The sequence below is a fragment of the Adhaeribacter aerolatus genome, from assembly GCF_007991635.1.
Classification (GTDB): Bacteria; Bacteroidota; Bacteroidia; order Cytophagales; family Hymenobacteraceae; genus Adhaeribacter; species Adhaeribacter aerolatus.
Genome location: NZ_BJYS01000044.1, coordinates 38,565 through 64,042, shown reverse-complemented (window position 1 = coordinate 64,042; position 25,478 = coordinate 38,565). Strand labels below are relative to the sequence as shown.

At 45.2% G+C, this 25,478-nt stretch carries 21 protein-coding genes; 6 read left to right on the top strand and 15 right to left on the bottom strand.

The features are described from left to right. Positions 1-354: 354 nt before the first annotated feature. The 5 genes from AAE02nite_RS22500 to AAE02nite_RS22480 all read right to left on the bottom strand — a co-directional run bounded on the left by AAE02nite_RS22500 (position 355) and on the right by AAE02nite_RS22480 (position 6,415). Positions 355-3,297: an FAD-binding and (Fe-S)-binding domain-containing protein gene (locus AAE02nite_RS22500; RefSeq protein ID WP_146903614.1), complete on the bottom strand. Its 2,943-nt coding sequence runs from the start codon at positions 3,295-3,297 to the stop codon at positions 355-357. A gap of 287 nt (positions 3,298-3,584) precedes the next feature. Then, the gene (locus tag AAE02nite_RS22495; RefSeq protein ID WP_146903611.1) at positions 3,585-4,406 is read right to left on the bottom strand and encodes an aminotransferase class IV; all 822 of its coding nucleotides are present in this window, start codon (positions 4,404-4,406) and stop codon (positions 3,585-3,587) included. Position 4,407: 1 nt separating this feature from the next. Further along, on the bottom strand, positions 4,408-5,523 hold the full coding sequence (gene dprA / locus AAE02nite_RS22490) for a DNA-processing protein DprA (protein ID WP_146903608.1): 1,116 nt from the start codon (positions 5,521-5,523) through the stop codon (positions 4,408-4,410). Positions 5,524-5,560: 37 nt separating this feature from the next. Beyond that, a complete protein-coding gene (locus tag AAE02nite_RS22485; RefSeq protein WP_146903605.1) occupies positions 5,561-6,013 on the bottom strand; it encodes a YybH family protein in 453 nt (150 codons plus the stop codon). Positions 6,014-6,076: 63 nt separating this feature from the next. Continuing rightward, a complete protein-coding gene (locus AAE02nite_RS22480; RefSeq protein ID WP_146903602.1) occupies positions 6,077-6,415 on the bottom strand; it encodes a MerR family transcriptional regulator in 339 nt (112 codons plus the stop codon). Between the two features lie 218 nt (positions 6,416-6,633). Here AAE02nite_RS22480 and alaS point away from each other — a divergent pair, with 218 nt between their 5' ends. The 3 genes from alaS (at position 6,634) to AAE02nite_RS22465 (ending at position 12,065) form a co-directional block, all read left to right on the top strand. Continuing rightward, positions 6,634-9,276, top strand: coding sequence for an alanine--tRNA ligase (alaS, locus tag AAE02nite_RS22475; RefSeq protein ID WP_146903599.1), 2,643 nt, complete (start codon positions 6,634-6,636; stop codon positions 9,274-9,276). 80 nt (positions 9,277-9,356) lie between these two features. Beyond that, entirely contained in the window at positions 9,357-10,817 is a 1,461-nt protein-coding gene (gene gatB / locus AAE02nite_RS22470; protein WP_146903595.1) for an Asp-tRNA(Asn)/Glu-tRNA(Gln) amidotransferase subunit GatB, read from the top strand. A 120-nt stretch (positions 10,818-10,937) separates the two neighbouring features. Further along, positions 10,938-12,065, top strand: coding sequence for an AhpC/TSA family protein (locus AAE02nite_RS22465; protein ID WP_146903592.1), 1,128 nt, complete (start codon positions 10,938-10,940; stop codon positions 12,063-12,065). Between the two features lie 272 nt (positions 12,066-12,337). Here AAE02nite_RS22465 and AAE02nite_RS22460 read toward each other — a convergent pair whose 3' ends face one another. The 3 genes from AAE02nite_RS22460 to AAE02nite_RS22450 all read right to left on the bottom strand — a co-directional run bounded on the left by AAE02nite_RS22460 (position 12,338) and on the right by AAE02nite_RS22450 (position 14,136). Then, complete coding sequence (locus AAE02nite_RS22460) at positions 12,338-12,886, bottom strand: hypothetical protein (protein WP_146903589.1); 549 nt, start codon at positions 12,884-12,886, stop codon at positions 12,338-12,340. 2 nt (positions 12,887-12,888) lie between these two features. After that, on the bottom strand, positions 12,889-13,413 hold the full coding sequence (locus tag AAE02nite_RS22455) for an acyl-CoA thioesterase (protein ID WP_146903586.1): 525 nt from the start codon (positions 13,411-13,413) through the stop codon (positions 12,889-12,891). A 69-nt stretch (positions 13,414-13,482) separates the two neighbouring features. Next, positions 13,483-14,136, bottom strand: a complete 654-nt coding sequence (locus AAE02nite_RS22450; protein WP_146903583.1) for a protein-L-isoaspartate(D-aspartate) O-methyltransferase — start codon at positions 14,134-14,136, stop codon at positions 13,483-13,485. Positions 14,137-14,398: 262 nt separating this feature from the next. On the opposite strand from AAE02nite_RS22450, the gene AAE02nite_RS22445 reads away from it, so the two are divergent. Next, positions 14,399-14,986, top strand: coding sequence for a riboflavin synthase (locus AAE02nite_RS22445; RefSeq protein ID WP_146903580.1), 588 nt, complete (start codon positions 14,399-14,401; stop codon positions 14,984-14,986). Between the two features lie 52 nt (positions 14,987-15,038). Here the strand turns inward: AAE02nite_RS22445 and AAE02nite_RS22440 are convergent, their stop codons facing one another. The 3 genes from AAE02nite_RS22440 to hemF form a co-directional block, all read right to left on the bottom strand. Next, positions 15,039-15,305: a hypothetical protein gene (locus tag AAE02nite_RS22440; protein ID WP_146903577.1), complete on the bottom strand. Its 267-nt coding sequence runs from the start codon at positions 15,303-15,305 to the stop codon at positions 15,039-15,041. A gap of 96 nt (positions 15,306-15,401) precedes the next feature. Then, the gene (locus AAE02nite_RS22435) at positions 15,402-15,986 is read right to left on the bottom strand and encodes a phosphatase PAP2 family protein (protein ID WP_146903573.1); all 585 of its coding nucleotides are present in this window, start codon (positions 15,984-15,986) and stop codon (positions 15,402-15,404) included. 5 nt (positions 15,987-15,991) lie between these two features. After that, positions 15,992-16,888 carry an oxygen-dependent coproporphyrinogen oxidase gene (hemF, locus tag AAE02nite_RS22430; RefSeq protein ID WP_146903570.1) on the bottom strand — a complete coding sequence of 299 codons (897 nt, stop codon included), beginning with the start codon at positions 16,886-16,888 and terminating at the stop codon, positions 15,992-15,994. Between the two features lie 194 nt (positions 16,889-17,082). Between hemF and AAE02nite_RS22425 the strand changes: the two genes are divergently transcribed. Then, a complete protein-coding gene (locus tag AAE02nite_RS22425; RefSeq protein ID WP_146903567.1) occupies positions 17,083-19,095 on the top strand; it encodes an alpha-ketoacid dehydrogenase subunit alpha/beta in 2,013 nt (670 codons plus the stop codon). A gap of 238 nt (positions 19,096-19,333) precedes the next feature. On the opposite strand, the gene tamL is transcribed toward AAE02nite_RS22425, so the two are convergent. Beyond that, positions 19,334-21,811: a translocation and assembly module lipoprotein TamL gene (gene tamL, locus AAE02nite_RS22420; protein WP_443092710.1), complete on the bottom strand. Its 2,478-nt coding sequence runs from the start codon at positions 21,809-21,811 to the stop codon at positions 19,334-19,336. A 14-nt stretch (positions 21,812-21,825) separates the two neighbouring features. Here tamL and AAE02nite_RS22415 point away from each other — a divergent pair, with 14 nt between their 5' ends. After that, positions 21,826-22,578, top strand: a complete 753-nt coding sequence (locus AAE02nite_RS22415; protein ID WP_146903561.1) for a TrmH family RNA methyltransferase — start codon at positions 21,826-21,828, stop codon at positions 22,576-22,578. Positions 22,579-22,827: 249 nt separating this feature from the next. On the opposite strand, the gene AAE02nite_RS22410 is transcribed toward AAE02nite_RS22415, so the two are convergent. From AAE02nite_RS22410 to AAE02nite_RS22400, 3 genes are read right to left on the bottom strand one after another with little or no spacing between them, the layout of a single operon-like run. Beyond that, positions 22,828-23,943 (bottom strand): PorT family protein, encoded by a 1,116-nt coding sequence (locus AAE02nite_RS22410; RefSeq protein ID WP_146903558.1) that lies wholly within the window; start codon positions 23,941-23,943, stop codon positions 22,828-22,830. A 13-nt stretch (positions 23,944-23,956) separates the two neighbouring features. Then, positions 23,957-24,787, bottom strand: a complete 831-nt coding sequence (locus tag AAE02nite_RS22405; protein WP_146903554.1) for a hypothetical protein — start codon at positions 24,785-24,787, stop codon at positions 23,957-23,959. 3 nt (positions 24,788-24,790) lie between these two features. Then, positions 24,791-25,324 (bottom strand): RNA polymerase sigma factor, encoded by a 534-nt coding sequence (locus AAE02nite_RS22400; protein ID WP_146903551.1) that lies wholly within the window; start codon positions 25,322-25,324, stop codon positions 24,791-24,793. Positions 25,325-25,478 lie beyond the last annotated feature (154 nt).

Sequence of the window (25,478 nt, the reverse complement as noted above, 5' to 3'; positions counted from 1 at the left end):
AGCACGCTAGTTAATGAAATATAAACAACTTAATCAATCTGCTATCTGTCACTTTGAAAGAACCTTCTGATTAGGTAAGGCAATAGATTCTTCCAGCATGACAGGGTTGGGTAGAATTAATTTATCTTCTATGGAATAGCGTTCCTGTGATTTTGTATTAGTTGTTTCGGTTTTAACGGGTAAAGGCTGCCCAATTTAATAGGTGGTTTTCAACCTGCTGAAAATTCCGGTGCCCTTTCCGAAACTTGACCTAATGTTTCGGAAGGGGTACCGGAATTTTAAATTATAACTATTTAAAGTTTTAGATGATATTAAAAGAAATCAGCTTACAATAATACCTTAAAGATTTTGCATTTACTTTATTAAAGCATCCCACAACACCTCCAACGTATGCAACGCTTTACGGCCGGTACCATCTTTTATCTGGTGGCGGCAACTGGTGCCGGGGGCGGCAATTATTACGTCTTCGGGCGTTTTACGCACCGTCGGGAATAATACCAGTTCGCCAATCTGCATTGATACCTCGTAGTGCTCGGCTTCGTAGCCAAAAGAACCCGCCATACCACAGCAACCCGACGGAATAATATCGATCGAGTAATTAGCGGGTAAAGTAAGCATCTTCTGGGTATGTACCAGCGTTGAAAGGGCCTTTTGGTGGCAATGGCCGTGGAGTTTAATATGCCTCTTTTCCTGCGTAAAAGCTTCCGGCGAAATATTGCCTTTGAACCGCTCCATGGCAATAAATTCATCTATCAGCCAGCTATTGGCCGCTATCTGCTTAGCCGCCGATAATTGTTCGTCCTCTACCAAATCTAAATATTCATCGCGTAAAGTCAGAATAGCCGATGGCTCAATGCCGATTAAGGGCGCATCTGCATTCACTGCATCTTTTAATAAGGCTACGTTGCGTTGCGCCAGTTTTTTGGCATCGCGCATCAAACCTTTCGATAAGAAAGTCCGGCCACTTTCATAGTGTTTCGGCAACCGCACGTCGTAGCCTAATTTTTCTAGGAGCAAAACGGCTTTAATACCAATATCGGTATCGTTGAAATCGGTAAACTCATCGCAGAAAATATTAACTACACCTTTGGCAGGAGCTGGCACGTTGTTTTGTTGCCGGTGCTTTTTAAACCAGCTCCGCAGGGTGGTTTTTTGCAAGGTTGGCAGGGGCCGTTGCGGGGCAAAGGATAATACTTTTTTGGTAATATTGCTGGTTAAATTATTAGTTGCGAAAAAGTTAAAAATACCCGGCGCTACCGAACCCAGTTGGTACGCCTTGGTATAATTGCCAACCATACGGGTGCGTAGCGAAATGCCATTGGCATCGTAATAATGCTGCAGAAATTCGGCTTTCAGTTTGGCCACATCAACGTTGGAAGGACACTCGGATTTGCAGCCTTTGCAGGACAAGCACAAATCCATGGTGTCCATTATTTCCTGGTGGTCGAAGCGGTTGGCTTTCGGGGAATTGGTAAGAAACTCCCGGAGCATATTGGCGCGGCCGCGGGTGGTATCTTTTTCGTGCCGGGTGGCCATGTAGCTGGGGCACATGGTGCCGCCTGTAAGCTGGGTTTTGCGGCAGTCGCCGGAGCCATTGCACAACTCAGCCGCCCGCAAAATGCCTTGTTCGTTCCGGAACTTAAATACGGTATCAAACTCCGGCGTTTCCTGCCCGGGCTGGTAGCGTAAATTCGTGTCCATGGCCGGCGTCTTCACAATTTTGCCCGGATTAAAAATATTGTCGGGGTCCCAGGTGCGTTTGATATCTTCGAGCAGGCGGTAATTTTTTTCGCCGATCATCCAGGGAATAAATTCGCCGCGCAAACGGCCGTCGCCGTGCTCGCCGCTTAGAGAGCCCCCGTATTTTTTTACAAGGCGCGCAATTTCTTCGGCGATGGTCCGGAACAAGCGGTTGCCTTCTACGGTTTTTAAGTTGATGATCGGGCGGAGGTGCAGCTCGCCGGAACCGGCGTGGGCATAATGCACACAATATAAATCCTGCTGCTTCAGAATTAAATTAAACTCCTGAATAAAATCGGGCAAGTCGTTCACATCTACCGCCGTATCTTCTATCACGGCCACGGGCTTGGCATCGCCCGGAATATTAGACAGCAAACCCAAACCTGCTTTACGCAACGTCCAGACTTTTTTGGTATCGGGGCCGGTTACGAGCGGGTAATGGTAGCCCAGGCCAGCTGCTTTTAAATCGGCAATGAGGGCGGCGGCTGTTTCCTGTACTTCAGCCGGTATATGTTTGGCAATTTCTACAACCAGGATGGCCCCTGGGTCGCCCTGCACAAAAAAGCGGTTCTGCCGCTGCTCAATATTGGCTTTGGTGCACTCCAGCACGTAATGGTCCATGAGCTCGCAGGCACTGGGGTGGTGTTTCAACGCCACCAGGTTAGCCCGCAGCGACTCGTCTATGGTATTGGTATGTACGCAAAGCAACCCAATTTCTTTTGGTGGCAGCGGTACAACGTTTAATTTTATTTCGGTCAGGATAGCCAACGTACCTTCGGAACCGGCAATTAATTTGCAGAAATTAAAATCTTCAGAGCCGGTCGTGAAGGGGTTGGTTTCCAGCAGTAAATCAACCGCATAACCGGTGTTCCGGCGTTCCACGGTTTTCTTTGGAAACTCCTTGCGGATTTCGGTTTGGGTCTCGGGATGCGACAACATGGCTTTTACGGCCTGGTACACACGGGTTTCCAAGTCCGAAGCAGTGCCTTCGCCCTGACATTTGGCTTCAAACTCGGCGGGGGATAAGCTGGCAAATTCCGTTTCGGAACCATCGCTCAAAATTGCTTTCACCGACAACACGTGCTCGCGGGTGCTGCGGTATACAACCGAGTTAGAGCCGCAGGAATTATTACCCACCATGCCGCCAATCATAGCCCGATTAGCCGTAGAGGTTTCAGGGCCAAAATACAGCCCGTGCGGTTTCAGAAAGAAATTCAGCTCATCCCGAATAACCCCAGGTTGTACCCGTACCCAACCTTCTTCTTTATTCAGTTCCAGAATTTGCGTAAACGTGCGCGATACGTCTACCACAATGCCATTGCCCACTACCTGCCCGGCCAGCGAAGTACCGGCCGTGCGCGGAATCAGCGACGTTTTTTGGCGTCGGGCAAAGGCGATTAATTTCTTTATATCGGCAATATTTTTGGGAAAAGCTACCGCCAGCGGCATTTCGCGGTAAGCCGAGGCATCGGTGGCATATAAGGTTCGCATGGTGGTATCGAAGTGCAATTCTCCTTCGAGTTCACCGGCTAATTTTTGTAATAATTCCGTATTCATGTTGGTTGTTCCTCACCCTTTCAGCAGGAAAAAACGTGTTCTGTTTTCGTACCATTTAATGCGCTAAACATTTAGTTCTAAGATTTTTTTCCGCATTCTCCTTTAAATATTTTATTTATCGAAAGCGGATAGCGCCAGGGTACCTTTTACTTTTTTACCACTGCAAACGGTGGTGTAAAGAAAGAACATTTTATTCAAAACTGCACCTTTTGGGTTCTTGCGGATGCTACAAAAATAGGGGATCTTAATAAAGTTTGAACGAACAATGACCTTTAAAGGGAAATTAATCAAGCCAATACTAATTGTTCGATTTGCATTACCAACGGGTGATTGGTTGCGAATTGTTTTTGACCAATATACAAAATGGGCCGCAAGCCCGTTACATTAGAGGTAAAAACAGCTTCGGCTGCGTATAAATCGGATTTGGTGTAAAAACCTTCCCAAACTTCTATTTTTAGCATTTGACAGGCACGTAAAACATTTAACCGCATAATGCCTGCAATACAACCTGATTCCAAACTAGGGGTAAATACCTGGTTATTTTTTATCCAAAATATATTAGATACCAGGCACTCCGAAATATTTTTCTGCTCGTCCAACAATATGAGTTCATCTAAACCGGCCTTCTTTTTAGCTAAACTTGCCTGCACATAATGCAAGGCATAAGGGCCTTTAAAAAAAGAAAAAGGCGTAAAGCGGTTCGGCAGGCCAGTATAAAAATCAGCTTGGCCGATTACCGCCGGAAAAGGTTGCTGCGGCGCTACGGTTATCAATATTTCTGCTTCTTCCGATTCGGGGGTAAACAAGCCGCCAGATTCCCGCCAGATATTAATTTTTATTCGGATGCTCTCGGTATCCAAGGTATTTTGCCGGATAAGAGCATTTGCTTCGGTTTGGAGAAAACTGGCCGTTAATTGCGGGAGCTGGGTTAAGCTTAAAACCTGCATGGCCCGCTTGATGCGGTCCAGGTGATCGTCCAGGAAGCGAATCTTTCCCTGGTGCCATATTAAGGTTTCGAAAAAGCCATCGTTGTACTGAAAGCCCCGGTTTGCATAAGAAAGCCCAAAATCGTGTTCGGCAATTATTCTGAAATTATAGGAAACAAACATGTTAGATTAAGCTGAATTTTTTGCCCGGCAATGCTTTTACCACGCCTTTAAACTCCAAGCCCAACAACAAAGAAGAAATCTGGTTTATCGGAATTTGGGTTTTCCAGCTCAACGTGTCAATTTGTTCTTCTTTTATTTCCTGCAGCACCCGAATAATTTTAAATTCCTCCGGAGTAAAATCTTCTGCCTGGTATTTGTGCAAGTCATGTTTACTCGTTGAGGAATTTCCATTCTCCAAATCCCAGTTCAGCAGCTCCTCTAAATCTTTTAACTCGGTATAAACCGCGGCCTTAAGCGACTTAATCAGGTAGTTGCATCCCGCCGAAACCGGGCTGGTGATGGCGCCCGGTACGGCCATAATATCTTTGTTGTAGCTGTGGGCAATATCAGCGGTAATCAGGGTGCCGCCTTTTATAGCCGACTCCACAATTATGGTAACATCGGCCATGCCTGCAATAATGCGGTTACGGGCCGGGAAAAAATGGGCATCGGGTTTGGTACCAAAGGTGTTTTCGGAAAGTAGGCCGCCATTATCCAGCATTTTTTCGGCAATTTTACGGTGCACCGCCGGGTAGATGGTGTCTAAACCGTTGGCCATCACGCCCACCGTTGGCAAGTTATATTGGGTAGCAGCCCGGTGGGCGGCAATATCAATACCGTAGGCGAGTCCGCTAACAATAAGCGCTTGGTGCTTGGTTAAGTCTTTTACAATTTGCTCGGTAATTTCTTTGCCGTAGGGCGTGCATTTGCGCGTGCCCACAATGCTCACGATTTTACGTTGATTTAACCTGCAATTTCCTTTATAATATAAAAGGGTAGGTGCGTCGGCAATTTGCTTTAGGCGGTCGGGGTAATTTTTGTGGGTGTAAAATAATAGCTGAACCTCTTCTTTCTGGGCTTGTGCTAAGATGATTTCGGCTTGTTTTAAAACACTTTTGCCATGTTTAAGCGAGTTCAGGGCCGTGGGACCAATGCCAGGAATTTTTTCTATTTTACCTGGTGGCGAATGCCAAACCTGTTTAGCGGAGCCGCAATAACTAATAAGCGTACGGGTTAAATAATTGCCGATGCCGGGTAATAAACCTATGCCTACTTCATAAACTAACTCTTCGCCCATACTATCCAATTTTGCTCTGGTAGCTTAAACGCAAAAATTAGCTTGAATGATCGTGTAAAACTTTCCAGCCGGTTTTGGTTTTAGTAAAAACCAAAGAATAACGGCCGCTTCTTTCGGGCTGATCACCGCCGCTTAAAATAAATTTACCGGTTAACAGGGCAAAATCAGTACCCAAAGGCTTCACCTGAATTTCTTCGAAAGCTAGTTGCTGTACCGGTTTAGAACCGTTAAAATATTTTTTCTGAAAATTCTCTTTTACCGTAGGTATACTAATTAAGCCATTAGCGCCCATAAAAGTAGCCGCCGAATCGTAAATGGAAAGGTGCCCGTCCAGACTACCCTCGTTCCAGGCCGTAGCCGATGAATCCATTATTGCTATGAATATTTTCGGGTCCAGGGCTGTAGGAGCAGCGGCCGGCTTTTCCGGCGAATTACAATTCCACAAGAATAATCCCAGCAGGAAAAACGTAACGTGTATTTTATAATTCATAAGAACCTTCAGGAAACAAACAGATGGGTATTAACGAAAACTTTTAACTTGCAACCTAAAATATTACCCTAACTGATTTTTAATATGAGTTAAGAAGTCGCGAACTTTTTCCAGCGATTGAATTATTTCGTATTTATCTCTGGTTTGCACCCCTTTGTTTTTTAAAACCTCGCGGGCTCCTTGAATGGTAAAGCCCCTTTCTTTTACCAGGTGGTACACAATGCGCAGGTTTTCGATATCTTTGGGCGTAAACAGGCGGTTGCCTTTTTTGCTCTTCTTGGGCTTCAGTACCTCAAATTCGGTTTCCCAGAATCTTATCAGCGATGGCGCTACCTCAAACATAGCCGCAACCTCGCCAATGCTGTAATATTGTTTTTCTATATCTTTTTCCTTAAAAGGCATAAGTGTTTGTGTAATGTAATTTATTTACCAGTAGCCCGGCATTTGGGTTGTCCCTGTATATAAATTAAGGAGTTATTACCGTTTCTTTTTAAAATATACTACTTTTGCCCCCAATCAGAAACAGGCAATACAGGAGAGAAAGTAAGGTGCAAAAATTAGCTTATTTTTTCAGATATACAATAAAGCTGTTCTGGTAATATTAAGTTAATTCAGTATTTATGAACGCAGCAGATATCCGGCAGAAATTTTTAGATTTTTTCGCTTCAAAAGATCATCATATTGTTTCGTCGGCCCCCATTGTGGTTAAAGACGACCCGACGCTGATGTTCACGAATGCCGGTATGAACCAGTTTAAAGATTATTTTCTGGGCAATAAACCTGCGCCGTATGCCCGGGTAGCCAACACGCAAAAATGTTTGCGGGTATCAGGTAAGCACAACGATTTGGAAGAGGTAGGTTACGATACTTACCACCACACCATGTTCGAGATGCTGGGTAACTGGAGCTTTGGCAACTATTTTAAAAAAGAAGCGCTGCCCTGGGCCTGGGAACTGCTTACGGAAGTTTACAACCTGCCCAAAGAACGCATGTATGTGAGTGTTTTTGGCGGCGACGAAAAAGATAATTTACCCAAAGACGAGGAAGCTTTCGGGATCTGGAAAAAAATATTAGGCAGCGAAGAGCGAATTTTGTTTGGCTCCAAGAAAGATAATTTCTGGGAAATGGGCGAAACCGGCCCTTGTGGCCCTTGCTCCGAAATTCACATCGACTTACGTTCCGACGAAGAAGTAGCCCGGCAATCGGGTTATGATTTAGTTAATAACGACCACCCGCAGGTGGTAGAAATCTGGAACAACGTGTTTATGGAGTTTAACCGGTTAGCCGATGGCTCATTGGTGAAACTGCCTGCGCAGCACGTAGATACCGGAATGGGTTTTGAGCGTTTGTGCATGGCTATCCAGGGCAAGCAATCGAACTACGATACTGATGTATTTCAGCCGCTGATCCAGTTTATTGCCGGCGAAGCGGGCTACACCTACGGCACCGACGAAAAGAAAGATATTGCTACCCGCGTATTAGCCGACCACATCCGGGCCATTGCTTTTGCCATTGCCGACGGACAGTTGCCCTCGAATAACAAAGCTGGTTATGTAATCCGCCGGATTTTGCGCCGGGCGGTGCGTTATGCCTTTACTTTCCTGGGCTTTAAAAAGCCGTTCCTGTACAAACTGGTACCAGTATTAGCTGATCAGACCTTGGGAATATTCCCTGAGTTGAAGGCCCAGCAGAATTTTGTGGTACGGGTAATTGAAGAAGAAGAATTGGCTTTTCTGCGTACGCTGGAAAACGGCTTAAAGCGGATTGATAGCCTGCGGGATAAATTTACTTCCAACCAGAATATTATTGACGGCAAGACAGCCTTTGAATTATATGATACTTTTGGTTTTCCAGCCGATTTAACAGCGTTAATTGCCAAAGAAAACGGCTTTAGCGTTGACGAAGCCGGCTTTGAAAAAGAAATGCAGGAGCAGAAAAACCGTTCCCGCAATGCGGCTCAGGCCGAGCAAAGCGATTGGGTTATCCTGAACGACGAGGCCGAAACTGCTTTTATTGGTTACGACAATTTAACCGCCGAAGCCCGCCTGGTGAAATACCGCCAAGTGAAAACCAAAAGTAAAACCGAATACCACCTGGTGCTGGATAAAACGCCCTTCTACGCCGAGAGTGGTGGTCAGGTGGGCGATACCGGTTTTCTGGAATCCGAATTGAGCCAGGTGCGCGTGCTGGATACGAAAAAAGAAAACGACCTGATTATTCACGTTACCCACGATTTACCGGAAGACCTTAATTCTTCTTTAACTTGTCTGGTAGATACCGGCCGTCGTTCGCTTATTCAGAAAAACCACTCGGCTACGCACTTGCTGCACGCTGCTTTAAAAGAAGTGCTGGGCGACCACGTAAACCAGAAAGGATCTTTGGTAAACGAGAAATTATTGCGTTTCGACTTTTCGCACTTTACCAAAGTAACCGAAGACCAGTTGCGCGATGTAGAAAGTATTGTAAACGAGCATATCCGGAAAAATATTCCGCTCAACGAGCAGCGCAATGTACCGATTGAAGAAGCCAAAGCCATGGGCGCTATGGCCTTGTTCGGCGAAAAGTACGGCGATTTTGTGCGGGTAATTACCTTTGATAAAGATTTTTCGGTGGAGTTGTGCGGTGGTATTCACGTGCCCAGCACCGGCGAAATTGGTTATTTTAAAATTGTTTCGGAAAGCTCCGTAGCCGCGGGCGTGCGCCGCATAGAAGCTGTAACAGCTGTTTCGGCAGAACAATACGTGCAGGAGCAATTGCAGCAACTCGAAGCAATAAAGGAATTAGTTGGCCAACAAGGCAGCTTAACCAAAAACGTGGAGCGCCTGCTCGAAGAAAATAATCTGCTGAAAAAGCAACTGGAGCAGTTTGAATTAAAGCAACTGGCCAGCCAGAAATATACCCTTATAAGCCAGGCTAAGAAAATTGACCAGATTAGCCTCATCGCCGAAAAAGCGGATGTGAGCTCTGCGGATTATTTGAAGAAACTGGCTTACGATATCCGGAATGTAGTGCCGGAAAACCTGGTGCTGGTGTTAACTGCCGAAATAGACGGCAAGCCCCAGTTAGCCGTAATGCTGTCGGATAATTTAGTTGCCGATAAAAGTTTGAATGCCGTAGCTTTGGTAAAAGAGCTGGCGAAAGAAATTAAAGGCGGGGGCGGTGGTCAGCCGTTTTACGCCACGGCCGGCGGTAAAGACGTTAGCGGTTTAGCAGCCATTCCGGCCAAAGCCGAAGAGCTGATTGCCAAAGCGGTTGCCGTTTAATTAAACCAAAGCCATTTAGCTAGCTGGCTTTTACCTGTTTAAAATAATTTATTTAAAACGTATAAATATTATCCTCATCCATGGATAAAGAAATATTAGACAAATACCAGCCCATTATCGGTTTAGAAGTACACGCCCAGTTACTTACCAACAGCAAAGCTTTTACCGCCGATACTACGGAGTATGGTTCGCTGCCCAATACCAATATTAGCGCTATTACGCTGGGGCATCCGGGTACTTTGCCGCGCCTGAACAAGCAAGCCGTAGACTTTGCCATTAAAATGGGTCTGGCCACTAATTGTGAAATAACCCGCACCAATATTTTTGCGCGTAAAAATTATTTTTATCCGGATTTGCCAAAAGGCTACCAGATTACCCAGGATAAAACCCCGATTTGCCAGAAAGGTTATGTAGCTATTCAGTTAGCCGATGGGCAGGAGAAAAATATTCATATTACCCGCATCCACATGGAAGAAGATGCCGGTAAATCGATGCACCTGGCCGGTGAAACTGAAACTTTGGTTGATTTTAACCGCGCCGGTGTGCCGCTGATTGAGATTGTATCGGAACCGGATATTCATAATTCCGACGAAGCTTATGCCTACCTGGTAGAAATTAAGAAACTGGTGCGGTACCTCGATATTTGCGACGGTAACATGGAAGAAGGTTCTTTGCGCTGCGATGCCAACGTTTCGGTGATGCTGAAAGGTGCCGAAAAATTTGGTACCAAGGTAGAGGTTAAAAATATGAACTCATTCCGGAATGTGCAGCGGGCCATCGACCACGAAATAGAACGTCAGATTGCGATGCTGGAAGCCGGCGAAACGATTGAATCGGAAACCCGGGGCTTTGATGCGAATACCGGTTTAACTTCCGGTCAGCGCTCAAAAGAATCGATGAACGACTACCGGTATTTCCCGGAACCGGATTTAACGCCGCTGGTTATTTCGGAGGAGTGGCTCGACCGTATTCACCGCCAGATGCCGAGTTTGCCGCACGAGCTTTATGCCAAGTTCACCAAGGAGTTTGGCTTACCGGAGTACGATGCGAATGTACTGACTGATACAAAAGAGATTGCGGAATATTTTGATGCCGTTTGTAAGCATACTACCAATTACAAAGCGGCTTCTAACTGGGTTATGGGTCCGGTAAAATCGCACCTTAACGAGCTGGCACTGCATGTTTCGGAGTTTCCGCTGCAACCGGCTCAAATTGCCGAGATAATCTCTTTAGTAGAAGCAAATAAAGTAAACCACACGGCCGCCACCCGCAATATTTTTCCGCACCTGGTTAAAAACCCGGACAAATCGGCACTGGCCACAGCCGAAGAGTTAAACCTGATTCAGGAATCGGATGATAATGCTTTGGTGGGCTTTATTGACCAGGTGCTGCAAAATAATCCGAAAAAAGTAGCCGAATACAAAGCTGGTAAAACGGCATTGGTGGGTATGTTTATGGGCGAGATTATGAAGCTGACCAAGGGCAAAGCCGACCCCAAAACAACGAATAAATTATTGCAGGAGAAACTAAAAGCCCTGTAAAATATGTAATTCATTGGCGGGCTGCTTTGGGTGCGGCAAATTTAATGTATTGCGCTTAGGGTAATTCATACTAAATCAGCCTGGAAGGAGTTTACCTGGTGAGAGTTTAAATAATCAGAAATGAAAAAAAATGTTTTAGTGGCTTTTTTATTCTTAACCGCAGCTTTTAGCGGTTGTAATAAAATAGGCTCCAAAAATGGTACGCAGGAAGATTCTTTTACCATTAAAGGGAAACTGCAAAACCAGACTTCGGGTAATATTTACCTGAGCGAGTTAGGCGAGCAGCAATTTGTTTTCCGCGATACCGCCGAAGTAAAAAGCGACGGTTCTTTTGAATTTACCGGCAAGGCCGATGACCCGGGCATTTACCGGATTTCGCTGAACGACCAGAACATGATGTTACTGGTGGTAGATACCCAGCGAATTGAAGTGACTGCCGATGCCAAAGATTTACGTAAAACCAATACGGTTCAAGGCTCTAAAGAATCGGAAAACCTGAAGCGCATTGAGGCAGTGTTAACCAGTATGCAGGAAGCCGGCGCTAAACTGGAAAAACGTTTTGTTGCTGCCCAAACGGCTGGTCAGGAAGATTCGCTCGCGGGTTTGCAGCAAAAGTTTATGGATTTGCAAAAGGCAAATAATCAACGCCTTAAAAATATTATCCGCTCCAAATCTAATTCGGTGGTATCGGCTTTTGCCACACTTAGCCTGATTAACCCCGACGAAGAGTTTGCTTTTGCCGATAGCATGGCAACTGCCTTTAACAAAACTATTCCGGATTCAAAATTTACCCGGGCGCTAACCACCAAATTAAGTACCCTTCGAACTGTAGCAGTTGGCCAACAGGCGCCGGATATTAGCTTACCGGCTCCCGATGGCAAATCCGTTTCGCTGTCTTCGCTGCGTGGCAAATACGTGTTAGTCGATTTTTGGGCCAGTTGGTGCGGCCCATGCCGCCAGGAAAACCCGAATGTGGTGCGGATGTACAACCAGTACAAAGACAAAGGCTTCGAGATTTTTGGCGTATCGCTGGACGAATCGCGGGATAAATGGCTGAAGGCGATTGACGCAGATAAGCTTACCTGGCCGCACGTTTCGGACCTGAAAGGGTGGGAGAGCAGTGCTGCCAAATTGTATAACATCCAGGCTATTCCGCAAACCCTGCTGCTGGATAAGGAAGGAAAAATTATTGCCAAAAACCTAAGAGGCCCTTCTCTGGAAGAAAAATTAGCTTCGTTAATGAAATAAAACCTAAGCTTTATAAATAACGAAAATGCCTTCTGAAATGGAAGGCATTTTTATTTTAAACCAATCTGCTAACAGTATATACAAGGTGATAATTAATCGTGTAAACCATCTTTTAAAACTGTTACCTTTTTTTTCTTTAAAATATCTAATATTTGAAAGTATTACAGGTAAAACCAGTAGGGCGGAAACTTCCTGTATTACTTTCTAACTTCCTTTCAGGATAGCAAACTTGGTGGGTTTTTATTAAATGGTAGTTGTTTAAGGCTATTCTTTTATTTATTTAAAAATATTGCCTGTAAGCCGCTCCATAAATTTTTTTTCCGGTTTACATCATTCTCAATGTATTCTAAAGGATCGGCCAGGAGTAATGGAACTTGGCCAACGGCGGCCGGTTTATATAGGTGTATCTGAAAGCCAATCGCCAAATCAACTAAATCTTTACCAAAGGCTACTACTTGCTCCAACTTTGTTTCTTTCGATAAATCGAAAATATTAATTTTATAACCAGGCTCCAGATTTACGTAAGCCACATCGGCGGGCATATGCTGAATAGCCGCTAACACCTTCGTGAGGAAAACATTTTGCGGCAAGGTGGCAAACTCTGCGGCGGGTAATGAAAACAGCAAAACCAATCCTTTTTTATTTTCGCCGGATACATAAAACTTTTTTGTTAAAGGCGTATCGCCGCTTACCACTTCGGGCCGCGGCGGAACTGCCGGTTGCGCCGGAATATTAGCATTGGCCGAACCGGTTTCGGGTACTACAAACAAGTGCTCCGAGTAAAAATGCTGGTAAAATGGTAATAAGTCTGGCTCCGCCATTTTTATCCTTGCTGCAAATTGAAAATAGATTTTAATTCTACGGCTTCTTCGGGTTTCATGCGGCCGGCCAACACCAGGCGTAACTGCCGCCGCCGCAAGGCCCCTTCGTAAAGCCGCATATCCTCTTCCGTTTCTGGTATGGCATCGGGCACATCTATCGGGTTGCCCGATTGATCTACGGCCACAAAAGTTAAGAAAGCTTCGTTCGATTTTACTTTGGTTCCGGAGGGAATATCTTCGGCGTACACATTTACGTGTACTTCTATAGAAGAATTAAAGGCCCGGGTAACCTGCGCTTCTAAGGTAACCACGCTGCCCAATTTAATGCTGTTTTTAAAAGAAACATTATCTACAGAGGCGGTAACTACCATGCGGTTGGAATGTTTCTGCGCCGAAATGGCCGAAACAATATCCAGCCAGTGCATCATGCGGCCGCCCATCAGGTTATTCAGGGTATTGGTATCGTTAGGTAAAACCAGTTCCGTCATGGTGGTGAAAGAGGCTTTTACACTTTTTTGTTTTTTCATGAATGTTTTTATGTATCGGAAAAGTGCGCTTGCGCGAAGGGGTAAACCAAGTGTCTTAAAATAGGTTCTTTATAAATTCCAGCCGGATTTACCTAATAGCGGTACAAATTTAAAGTTATCTAATTCTTCGCGGGTAAACTCGTCTTCGCCTACCCGGGTAATCCGTATCATTTTTTGGTTGTTCGTATCGCCTACCGGTATTACCAGAATGCCGCCAACCTTTAACTGCGATAGTAAAGTTTTAGGTACCACGGGAGCACCAGCTGTAACCAATATTTTATCATAAGGTGCATAGGCGGGTAACCCCAAAGAGCCGTCACCCAAAAATGTATTCGGTTTCAGGTTCATGGCTTTAAAAAAGTTTACGGCTTTCTGGTACAGAATTTTATTGTATTCGATGGTATAAACGTTGGGAGTTAATTTCAGCAGAATCCAGCATTGGTAACCCGACCCGGTACCAATTTCCAGGACCTTATCAGTAGGCTGCACCTCCAGCAGTTCGGTTTGATACGCTACAGTGTAAGGTTGCGAAATAGTTTGGCCTTCGCCAATCGGAAAAGCTTTGTCCTGGTACGCATGTTCCAGAAAGGCTTTTTCAAAAAAGAAATGCCGGGGCACGTCGGCTATAGCCTGCAACACCCGCTCGTCCCGGATTCCTTTTTCCCGGATTAACCGGACCAACCCGTTACGCATGCCTTTGTGTTTGTAGCTATCGGTAAACATGAATAATATTTAATAATGGTATATTTGGCAAAAACAGGCATCCTGAACCTTTCGGGTTTTAATGGCCATTAAGTTAATTTACGTAATGCCAGCGTTTTTAATCCAACGAATTGCGAAATTAGCATTTAGAAACCTAAATTCTAGGTTGCCAGTGAAATTTAACCGAAGTTATACCCTTTTTTAAAGCATTAAGACAACTGTTTTTGGCAGGGTTAGTTTTAAAATTTACGTTAAACCAGAGATTAATTATAATTTAAAATAAATGTTTACAGGCATTATAGAAGCGCAGGCGCAGGTAGTAAATATTCGGGAAGAAGGAACGAATAAACATTTTACGCTGACTTGCCCTTTTTTATCAGAATTAAAAATAGATCAAAGCGTGGCGCATAATGGGGTGTGCCTGACTGTAGTAGATTTGCAGCCGGAAAACTACACCGTAACGGCCATAGACGAAACGCTGCAAAAAACCAACCTGAATGATTTAAATATTGGCGATAAAGTAAATCTGGAGCGTTGTATGGCCGCCAACGGGCGGTTTGACGGGCACATTGTGCAAGGCCACGTAGACCAGACTGCCGTATGCACCGAGGTTAAAAATCAGGATGGAAGTTGGCTTTTTACTTTTGAATATGATCCGGCTCCGGGCAATATTTCGGTGGAGAAAGGTTCGGTTTGTGTAAACGGCATCAGTTTAACGGTCGTAAATTCCGGACCTAATTATTTTTCGGTGGCTATTATTCCGTATACGTACGAACACACCAACCTGAATCAGGTGCAGCCCGGTACCCGCGTAAACCTGGAGTTCGACATCATCGGGAAATATATTGCCCGAATTTTAAAGGATAAATAATTAGGAGGTAGACAAATATTAAAGGCCGCCCTTGGGGGCGGCCTTCGAAATATTAATCGCGGTTAACCAGTTTGTTAAAGTTGCCTTTGGGGTCGTGGAGCAGCGCCAGTTTGCTGTGCTCAAATTCTTTAAAAAATTCTTCCCAACTGATTTCTTCAAAATTATCGTCCTGGTCGCTTTTGTCCGGAAAATGAATCCGCAGTAAACCTTCGCCTTTACCTTTTTTATCGGTACCTTTAATAATGGCAGGCACGCCGCCGTGCTTTTCGGCCCATTCCTGAATTTCTTTTCGGTTCGTTGTTTTCTTCGCTTCGCTCATCGTTTTAATATTTGATTTCAGAATAAGCTATACGCAGGAACAAGCTAACAAGATAAACCCTTTTGTACTAAGTAAAGCTCGAAAAGATTAGTAGTTCTATAATTCAGCGGGTTTCTCGGGGTAATAACGATTCCGGGTCCACCAGTACAATTTACCAATAATATAGCCTAGTAAAATTCCGAGGAGCGCTCCAAATAACACATCGCCCGGATAATGTACCCCCAAATATATGCGGCTGTACGAGATAAAAGTGGCCCAGACAAACAGGAATAATTTAAGATAAAAATACCTTTTGTCGAGCAACATAGCCGCAATCATAGCCAAGCCAAAAGTATTAGCGGCATGCGAGGAAACAAACCCATACTGCCCGCCACAGCGGTCTATAATTACCACTATATCGGCCAAGGCGGCATCGTGGCATGGCCTTAAACGACCAACCAAGGGTTTAATAATTTGGGCCGAAATGCCATCAGCAGCAGCTATAGTCAGGCCAATGGCTACTAATTTCAGGATGCTCTGGTTCCGGAAGGTATATATCAGGTAAAAGAGCAAAAAAGCATACAGCGGAAACCAGAATTTCCGGTCCGAAATCTGAATCATAAAAGCATCCCAGAAGGTATGGGTATAGCCGTTGAGGTAGTCAAATAATTGCAGGTCTAGTTCTTTCAGGTATTCCAGCACAGGCGTTACAGGTTAATCCAGTCAATATCTTTTTTCAAATACTTTAATGTATCGGCTTCCGGGCTGTTGGCCTCAGGCTGGTAATTATATTCCCAACCCGCCAGCGGCGGTAAACTCATCAGGATAGACTCGGTCCGGCCGCCGGTTTCCAGGCCAAAACGGGTACCCCGGTCTAGCGCCAGGTTAAATTCAACGTACCGGCCCCGGCGTAGCAATTGCCATTGCTTTTGTTCCGGCGTGTAAGGTAAATCCCGGTTTTGGTTCATGATATCCGTATATACTGGCGCAAAGGTATTAGCTACGGATTGTACAAAGGCAAACCTTTCGGGTAGGCTGATTTCGGACGTGGCCAATAACCGATCGAAGAAGATACCGCCTACGCCCCGGGTCTCCTGCCGGTGGGTCAAGTAGAAATAATCATCTGCCCATTTCTTAAATTCGTCGTAATAGCCCACGTGGTGCTGGTCGCAGGCTTTTTTAAGAGCTTTATGAAAGTTTACGGCTTGGGCTTTATCTAAATAAATCGGGGTTAAATCAATGCCGCCGCCAAACCAGGCCTCGCCGTTGCCCGCTTCAAAATACCGCACGTTCATGTGGGTAATAGGCACCATGGGGCTGATTGGGTGCAGCACCACCGAAACGCCAGTGGCAAAAAAATGAGGGTCGGGCAATAACAAGGCTTTAGCCGCCGCTTCGGGCAAGGTGCCGGTAACCGCCGAAAATAATACCCCGCCTTTTTCCAGCACCTGACCGTTCTGAAAAATGCGGGTGCGACCGCCGCCTTCTCCTTCGCCTTTATACCACAAATCTTCGGTAAAAAGAGCCCCGCCATCGCAGCTTTCCAGTGCGCTGCATAAATTGTCCTGAAATGATTTAAAAAAAGCTTCTACTTCTTCTTTCATCGTTTACAAATAATATCTAAAGGGCAAATTTATAGGATAAACGACGGTTCGCAATTTTCGGCGTCCAGGATTGCCTTAATCTTCCGGATTTATTTTTCGTAAACCAATATACCAAACCTGACCCTAACCCAACAACAAACAACCGTTTCTCTGTGAAGATCGACCCTGCGCTTTTATTAAAGGCATACCGGCTTATGTTAACAGCCCGCTGTATGTCGGATATTTACGAAGAAAACAAACAGATTTGCTCTAAATACGTGCATAGCACTTCCCGGGGTCACGAGGCCATTCAGCTGGCAGCGGCTTTTGGGTTGAAACCCCACGATTATGCCGCTCTTTATTACCGCGACGAATCTATCTTGCTGGGGTTAGGGTTAAGTCCTTCGGAACTCATGTACCAGTTATTTGCCAAAGCCGGCGATCCTTTTTCCGGGGGGCGCTTGTATTACGGCCATCCTTCGTTAAAGCGCGAAGGTTTCCCCATAATTCCGCACCAAAGCTCAGCTACGGGCATGCAGTCTATTCCGGCTACCGGCATGGCCCACGCTATATTATACCTCGAAAAACAAGGTATCCTTAACCCTGCGGAAAAACGGGTTGTGCTGTGTTCGTTAGGCGACGGCTCGGTTACCGAAGGGGAGGTGGCCGAAGCGCTGCAAATGTCGGTACTGAAAAAATTGCCTATTGTGTACCTGGTGCAGGACAACGGGTGGGGCATTTCGGCGAAGGCTTCGGAAATGCGGGCCATGGATGCGTACGAATTTGCCGCCGGTTTTAAAGGCTTGCACCGCCTGCGGGTAAACGGCTCCGATTTCCGGGCCTCCTACGAAACCATGCAGGAAGCTTTTAAATATTGCCGGGATAAAAGAAGCCCGGTGCTGGTGCATGCTAAGTGCCCGCTGCTCGGCCACCATACATCGGGCGTGCGGCGGGAGTGGTACCGCGGCGATGACCTGGAACAGCAATCACACCATGACCCATTACCTATTCTGCAAAAGTTTTTAATTAAGGCCGGCTTAAAACCGGAAGAATTATTAGAACTGAACCAACAAGTACAGGTTTTTGTGCAGGATCAATACCAGAAAGCACTGGACGCACCCAACCCGGACCCCGATACATTTGCCGAACACGTATTTGCCCCTACACCGGTTACAGCAGAAACGGGTGAGAGAACCCCGCCCAATGCGGAGAAAATAACAATGGTAGATGCGGCTTTGCACGCCGTAGAAGAAATATTAAAGCAGTACCCTGCCGCCTTGCTATACGGACAGGACGTGGGCCGGCAACTGGGCGGGGTGTTTCGGGAAGCGGCCTTACTGGCAACCAAGTTCGGCGATGAGCGGGTTTTTAATACGCCCATTCAGGAGGCCTATATTATTGGTTCTACGGCCGGTATGTCGGCGGTGGGTGCCCAACCGATTGTGGAAATTCAGTTTGCCGACTACATTTGGCCCGGTTTGAACCAATTGGTAGAAGAAATTTCCAAGTCCTGTTACCTGACGCAAGGCAAGTTTCCGGTACAAACCTTAATCCGGGTACCGATTGGCGCTTACGGTGGGGGTGGTCCTTACCATTCCGGCAGCATCGAATCTACGTTGTTAACCATTAAAGGAATTAAAATAGCTTACCCTTCTAACGCTGCCGATATAAAAGGTTTGATGAAAGCGGCCTTTCTGGACCCCAACCCAGTAATTATTCTGGAGCACAAAGGGTTGTACTGGTCTAAGTTGCCCGGCACCAAAGAGGCCAAAACCGTAGAACCCGCCGAAGATTATATGCTGCCTTTAGGCAAAGCCCGAATAGACTTACCCGCCAATCCAGAAAAATTAAGTGCCGGCGATACGCTGGTAATTATTACTTACGGCATGGGCGTTTACTGGGCCAAAGCTGCGGCTAATCGTTTTCCCGGACAGATTGAAATTATTGATTTAAGAACTTTATTTCCCCTGGACTATTCGCTGCTACAGCAATCGGTACAAAAGCACGGTAAAGCTTTAATATTAACCGAAGAGCCCGCCACTAACTCCTTTGCCGAAGCCCTGGCCGGCCGCTTATCCCAAAGCTGTTTTCAGTATTTAGATGCGCCCATTCGGGTGTTGGGAGCCGCTGATCTGCCGGCCGTTCCGTTAAATATTGCGTTAGAGAAGATGATGCTACCTAACCCCGAAAAAGTAGCAGTTGCCATCGGCCAATTACTTGCAGAATAATATTCTTTTATTTGAACAATAAGCCAGTCAATACCATGAATACTTGTTCCCCGGCCTGTGCCCTCACCGGCCGGAAGATAAGGCCAAACTTTGTGGCAAAAATAAAAAAATATCGCTTTCAATCTCTTGGCTTGCCAGGAGACAAGCCAAGAGATTGAAAGCGATATTTTTTCTTAGCCGGACGGCTATGGTAAATACACGCAGCAAGGGCAGCGGTTTAGCGTATTAAGATGAAATTTTAAAATGGATAACCAATGCCCAGGTTAAAAGCCAGGTTGTAGTAATTATCAGAGTTAAAAAGGACCGTTTTATCCAGTACAAACCGTTTGCCCAGGGGCAGGGAAGGGTCGTATACTTTGGCCGAAAGGTCTATCCGGGCAATCAGGAAAGTAAAATCGAACCGGAAACCAAACCCGGTTCCAACGGCAAATTCCTTCCAGAAATCTTTAAACTCAAACTGAGAGCCGGGCCGCGCCGGATCATTGGTGAGCATCCAGATGTTGCCGGCATCCAGAAATACAGCCCCGTTGACAAAACTAAACAGGTTAAACCGATATTCCATATTTGCTTCTAACAGCAATTCGCCCTGTTGCTCGCTCTGGATATCGCGGCGGTAAGTGCCATCCGTTTCATATTCAAACCGGCCTAAAGAATCGCGGCTGACGGGGAAATAAGAGCCAGGACCTAAGCGGCGCGGCCGGAAAGCCCGCACACTGGTACCGCCCCCCGCATAATAATACCGGTCGTAGGGCAAGTAATCGTTTTTATCGAAAGCACGGGCCAAACCAATATTTAACCGGGACACTAAAAAAGTAGTCGGGGCTAATTTAAAGTAACGACGGACATCGGTGTTAACGCGGTAATATTTGAATATTTTTAAATAATCATTCCCCAGCGGAATCGAGTCGCGGCCCCGGAAAACCATGCTGCCTAACAAACCCGACTCTTCCACAAATAACCTCGTGAATATAGCATCCAGGGTATGGTTATAATTATTTGTGTTGAAGACGCGGGTATAGTTCATGCTGGAAATAAACGACGAAGCAAAGCTTTTCTCGTAGGTAGTGGCTACCTCCCGGTTCTGCTCGGGTCGCGCATTTATCAGGCGTTGCTTAAAACCTGGATCAATGTTATGGGTGGAGTTGATGCTTAAATCAAACGGCGTAAAAACGTGCTGCAAGCGGTTCGACATCTGCCAGATATAGTCGAAGGTGGTTTGCTGGTTCGTACGGGTAAATTCCTGGCGGTCGATATAGGTATAATTTAAATTCACGCGGGTGCGGGGACTGTACCGGATAAAATACCGGTTGGCATTAAAAGGCACCAGAAATTGCGGAAAAATAATGGCCGTATTAGCTCCCAGTTCGGTGGTATAAACCGAACCCGGGCGCTGGGTATTACCACTGCGCCCGTTTAAGGCAAACTGACCTTCTAAACCGCCCCGAAAACCAATTTCGAACAACTCGGCGCCGCCAAATATATTACGAACCGTAAGGCGTAAATTGCCGAAAGGGCCGGGCAGGTAAGCGCTGTAACTTACGCCGGCTTCGGTAGTTTCCTGGAACCGGCGGCTGGGGTTCGCGTTAATATTGGCCGTCAGCAAAGTTGAGTTTAGGGTATCAACCTGGTAATTAATACTCAAAAACCGGAACATATCCAGGTTGGTGAGGAGGCGGTTAGTAATAGATGTGCGGCGTAAACTGTACCGCTGGCCCGGCCGGATGGTTATTTTTTTATCAATAATGCGGGGCGATATGCGGTGGTTATAGGCCAGATAATAAATACGGTTAAACAAAATGGTGTCGCGCTCCAGGCCGAACCGTTCCAGGTTGGCATCGGCTTTAAAATTTACCCGCCCCAACCGGAATACCTGGTGGGGGATGGTATCATTATCGTTGTTAATAGTAATCTGCAGCCTTACCTGGTTCTGTTCGAAACTGGTATCTACATCGGCCACAATAAATTGTTTTTTAAATTGGTAGTAGCCCAGGTTTTTCAGGAGCAATTCAATCCGGTCGCGCTCGTTTACAAGTACCTCTTCGTCGTAGTGCTGGTTTACTTTTACCAACGATTCTGCACGGGTAGAATCAATAATGGCCGCCACAGCGGTATCTTTTATGTTGTAATTAACCTGGGAGTAGGTATAAGGCACGTTTTCCTGAATGTTGTAGTTCAGGGTTAATTTTTTGTTTTGGGAATCGGTGGTAAAAGAAGCCTGGTGTTTAAAATAACCTTTGGAGTTGAGGTAATTATGAATTTGCTGGAGCGTGGCCTGGGCCTTGAGCGAATCATAAATTACGGGCGGCTCGCCAATCTGCATAATGGCGTTGCCTTCTTCCAGGTGGCTGGTTAGGCGCGTAATCTTTTTTTCGCGTTTGCGCAGTAGGTTCTCAATTTTATTTGAATCGGTTCCTGCCCGCTGAATTCGCCGGTCAAACTCGGCCCGTTTCTCTACCAGGCGCTGCTCAATTTTTTTGGGGTTAAAGAATTTTTTGCCAAAATAATAAATAGATAGATATGGCGTAGCGCCCAGTACTTTTCGGTTGGGGCGCTGCTGATACAAGGCCATAATCCGGTTCGGGTCGTTTTCTTCTACACCCCGTAGCTTTATTTTGTACAAAAGCCTTTCGTTTTCGGCTAAATGCTGGGTGGGAACGCAGCTACCTAAAAATAATATTGTGATTGAAAATACAAATATGTAAAATCGAAGTTTCAAATGCAGTTGCCGCTATGTTATCGAAAGCCTTAATTAAGTATATTAACTCCCTGCAAATAAAAAAATATCGGCTTATTCACCAAGCCTTCCTGGTAGAAGGCGCAAAAAGTGTGCGGGAATTGCTGCATTCGGATTTTGCCATTGAAAAGCTTTTTATAACCGAAGCCTTTTACCAATCAAATACCAAAATCCTGCACAAAGGTTATGCTTATGAAATTATTACCGAAGAAGATTTGGTAAAAGCCGGTACGTATGCTTCTAACAACGCTGCGCTGGCTATTGCCAAAATTAAAAAACCAGCTCCGTTTAACCCTTCCGAAAATCCTTTTACCATTGCTTTGGATGATATTCGGGACCCGGGTAATTTAGGAACTATTAGCCGGGTGGCCGATTGGTACGGCATTAAAAATATTATTTGCTCCCATACTTGCGCCGATTTTTATAACCCCAAAGTTATTGCAGCCACCATGGGTTCTTTTTGCCGCGTTTCTGCAACCTACGTAAATTTACCGGAATTTTTAAACCAATATTCCAGCCAGTTTAATATTTATGGTGCCGCTCTCAATGGCCAGAATATTCACCGGCTGCAATTGTTACCCGAAGGAATATTAGTGATGGGCAACGAAGCTAATGGCCTAAGCCCGGCCGTAGCAGATAAAGTAAAAAGTTTAATAAAAATACCTGGTTTCGGCCAGGCCGAATCGTTGAATGTGGCCACCGCTACGGCTATTCTGGTTGATAATTTTTATAGGAATGTGGGTGAATAGAATAAATTTATCTACACAATCTTATACTTGTAAATGTGAGTTGGAAGCTTACAGTTAACTTTTAAAGTTGTTGTTCCCATCTTTGTCATTCAGGAGAAACCTATTTAGCAGGTTGCAATAAAGATTCCTCTTGAATGGCAAAGATGGGTTACTTGAACTTTAATCTTTAATTAAAAATGGTTAATTCATGAAACAAAAAAGGAGCTTTAAACAGCTCCTTTTTTGTTTTATTTCACAATACAACAGGTTTTAAATTCTAAAACCGAAGCTGATAACATTCATTTGCGGACCGCGGTTTTCTTTGAATAAATTATTCAGGTTATACTTGGTATATACTTCAAATTTGCGATAGCCGATGGCAAAGTTAACGCCGTACTGAAAATCCTCCAGGTTGTAACTGCTGCGTTCCTTGTCTTTTTCGGTGTCGCCTTCCAGTTGGTATTTTAGTTTGGTGTGGCTACCCAGCCGATAACCTACAAAACCGCCCATTCCAATTTTAAAACCATCTTTGCCGCTCTTCTCCCGGAACCTTAACTCGGGCATTAAAGACGCATTAATAGAAGAAGTGGCCAGTTTGCTTTTTTCAAAAGAGCGGGTGGTTTCTTTCACTATCCGGGAAACACCATTATCGTCTATCAAATAATTGTTTTTATCAAACATATAATTGTTGAAGGTTAACTCTAAACCCGGCTTCAGGTAAAATGGGCTGCCCTGGCTACCAATCCGGATACGGTAATATTGTACCAGATTTACGAACCGCGATCCCGTTGATCGTAAATCATACGTATCGCCACTGTTCTTGGGGACATTTACGAAGGTATTCAGACCAACATCCGCAAACGACTGGCTGGTTATCCGGCGGTTCGCTTTCTCTTTTTTTGCCGCTACTTTAACTGAATCTTTATCGACGGTGCTGTTATTCTTTTTATTCTCCTGGTGCTCCACAAATATTTTAATGCCTTCTATAAAACCTTTGCTTTTGGCTTTGTCGTGCATGGTACTAACTGATGATGCCGATAAGGTAATGGTAATTTTTTCCGGGGCACTCGGGTCTTTCTGGTCTTTGGCTGGGTAAAATGTCATGGTTAGTTCTTTGCCTTCCTGGTACCGGTTGGCTTTTTCCATGTTTTCAATTTGCTCCACATATTTGCCCAGCATCTGTATTAATGAATCTAGTTTGTAGTCTTTCAGTGATTTTAGTTCATCGGTATTTTTCACAATCAGGTTCATGCCGGCCCCGTTGGGTAATTTTATAAAAATGGTGTCCTTTGGGTTAGGGGTAGGGGTTTTAAGCATTTCGGCGCGTAAAGGCAAACCGGTAGCCGCGACCATTAAAATGGCCAGTATAAACGTCAGGGGTTTCATAATTATTTAAAGATTAGAGTGAGATAACTTTGTTTAATTTTTGTTTAATATTTTCTTTTTCAGAGTTAATCTTTTCAGGGGTCAGGCCCAAAGCCGCCAGCTCTACCGGTTCGCCGTTTTTAAGATTGCGGGCCTGTTTGTAAATATTTTTCAGCAGCGCCCCTTTCTTGCTGATGTTTTCCCGGAGGTCGGTTTCTGTGTTATAGGCAAGTGCCGCTTCATCGGTATTATCTTGTTTTACCAGCACCTGCACCACCTGGTTGTTTATCTCCTTATTAGCAGCAACGCTTTGGTTATCCGGTGCAATTATTGTTTTGTTTTCCAGGGCCAAGGCTGGTGCATTATCTTTTTTAGTATCTACCGTTGGCGTAGCAGGCAGTTCACTTCCGGATTTCTTACCAGCGCCTTTCGGTTTTACCTGAGCCAATTTTGCATCTGTGTTCTTTCTGGTAGTTTCTTTCCTAATTTCAAGTTTGGGCTCCCGGTTAACTACCTCTGCTTTTTTATCTACTTGTGCAATTACCGCTGTTTCCGAAGTAGATGTCGTTTCGGGCGGTGTGGTTGCCTGGGTTATCGGATTTTTTGAATTATTCTTTTCAGTCGGCATCGTAACTTCAGTTTGCGCCACGGTTGCGGTTGGTTCCGGGTTATAATTCCGTAAAAGCAACAAACCCGATATCAGCAAAATAACCACACTGGCCGCCGCATAATAAATCCACATGGTGCGCTCCTTTTTGGGCGGCTCCATTTTCTGTTGCAGCCGCATCCAGGCATCTGCCGAGGGCGGCACCGGCAAATTGCCGAGGCGGTTCTTAAATAATTTATCTATTTCTTCTGGTTCCATAAACTAATAAGTTGATATTTCCTGTCCGGTAAGTCTTTTTTGCAAAAGGGCCCGGGCTTTACTTAATTGCGATTTTGAGGTGCCTTCGGTTATATCCAGCATCTCGGCAATTTCTTTGTGCGAGTATCCTTCTATGGCGTACAGGTTGAAAACGGTGCGGTAACCGGCCGGTAAATCGTGCAGCAGGTTCAATAAATCTTCTACTGCTAAATCCATTTCGGCATTGGCATCTGCGGCCACTTGTATGTGTTCTTTCTCAATGGCCAGGTGCAAGGGCTCTTTCTTCCGCAGAAAGCCCAACGCTTCGTTAATCACAATCCGTTTCATCCACCCCTCAAAACTGCCTTTATTTTCAAATTGCCCAATATTCCCAAAAATCCTCACAAAGCCGTTCAGCATTATTTCTTCGGCATCCATTTGGTTTTTGAGGTACCGGATACAAATACCCAGCATAATGGCCGCATACTTTTCGTACACAAACTTTTGTGCTTTACCTTCGCCTTTCAGCAGTCCTTTAATTATTTCGGGTTCGCTCACGGTGGTGGTAAATGTATTTCGATATTATAAGTATTGCTATTTGTCTAGGTAGATGTAAACCGGGGTAAGATGGTTGCCTGAAGATTAAAAAATTATTCGAATAAATTACTGCTCCGGGTAAAATGTACTAAAATCAGAACTTAATATTTTCAGT

Bases quoted from the DNA above. Each gene is read 5' to 3' on its own strand.
- AAE02nite_RS22500 (WP_146903614.1), bottom strand. From the start codon at position 3,297: ATGAATACGGAATTATTACAAAAATTAGCCGGTGAACTCGAAGGAGAA.
- AAE02nite_RS22495 (WP_146903611.1), bottom strand. From the start codon at position 4,406: ATGTTTGTTTCCTATAATTTCAGAATAATTGCCGAACACGATTTTGGG.
- AAE02nite_RS22460 (WP_146903589.1), bottom strand. From the start codon at position 12,886: ATGGCGGAGCCAGACTTATTACCATTTTACCAGCATTTTTACTCGGAG.
- AAE02nite_RS22425 (WP_146903567.1), top strand. From the start codon at position 17,083: ATGTTAACAGCCCGCTGTATGTCGGATATTTACGAAGAAAACAAACAG.
- AAE02nite_RS22480 (WP_146903602.1), bottom strand. From the start codon at position 6,415: ATGCCTTTTAAGGAAAAAGATATAGAAAAACAATATTACAGCATTGGC.
- AAE02nite_RS22410 (WP_146903558.1), bottom strand. From the start codon at position 23,943: ATGAAACCCCTGACGTTTATACTGGCCATTTTAATGGTCGCGGCTACC.
- AAE02nite_RS22455 (WP_146903586.1), bottom strand. From the start codon at position 13,413: ATGAAAAAACAAAAAAGTGTAAAAGCCTCTTTCACCACCATGACGGAA.
- AAE02nite_RS22445 (WP_146903580.1), top strand. From the start codon at position 14,399: ATGTTTACAGGCATTATAGAAGCGCAGGCGCAGGTAGTAAATATTCGG.
- AAE02nite_RS22465 (WP_146903592.1), top strand. From the start codon at position 10,938: ATGAAAAAAAATGTTTTAGTGGCTTTTTTATTCTTAACCGCAGCTTTT.
- gatB (WP_146903595.1), top strand. From the start codon at position 9,357: ATGGATAAAGAAATATTAGACAAATACCAGCCCATTATCGGTTTAGAA.
- alaS (WP_146903599.1), top strand. From the start codon at position 6,634: ATGAACGCAGCAGATATCCGGCAGAAATTTTTAGATTTTTTCGCTTCA.
- dprA (WP_146903608.1), bottom strand. From the start codon at position 5,523: ATGGGCGAAGAGTTAGTTTATGAAGTAGGCATAGGTTTATTACCCGGC.
- AAE02nite_RS22450 (WP_146903583.1), bottom strand. From the start codon at position 14,136: ATGTTTACCGATAGCTACAAACACAAAGGCATGCGTAACGGGTTGGTC.
- AAE02nite_RS22440 (WP_146903577.1), bottom strand. From the start codon at position 15,305: ATGAGCGAAGCGAAGAAAACAACGAACCGAAAAGAAATTCAGGAATGG.
- AAE02nite_RS22405 (WP_146903554.1), bottom strand. From the start codon at position 24,787: ATGGAACCAGAAGAAATAGATAAATTATTTAAGAACCGCCTCGGCAAT.
- AAE02nite_RS22415 (WP_146903561.1), top strand. From the start codon at position 21,826: ATGTTATCGAAAGCCTTAATTAAGTATATTAACTCCCTGCAAATAAAA.
- hemF (WP_146903570.1), bottom strand. From the start codon at position 16,888: ATGAAAGAAGAAGTAGAAGCTTTTTTTAAATCATTTCAGGACAATTTA.
- AAE02nite_RS22485 (WP_146903605.1), bottom strand. From the start codon at position 6,013: ATGAATTATAAAATACACGTTACGTTTTTCCTGCTGGGATTATTCTTG.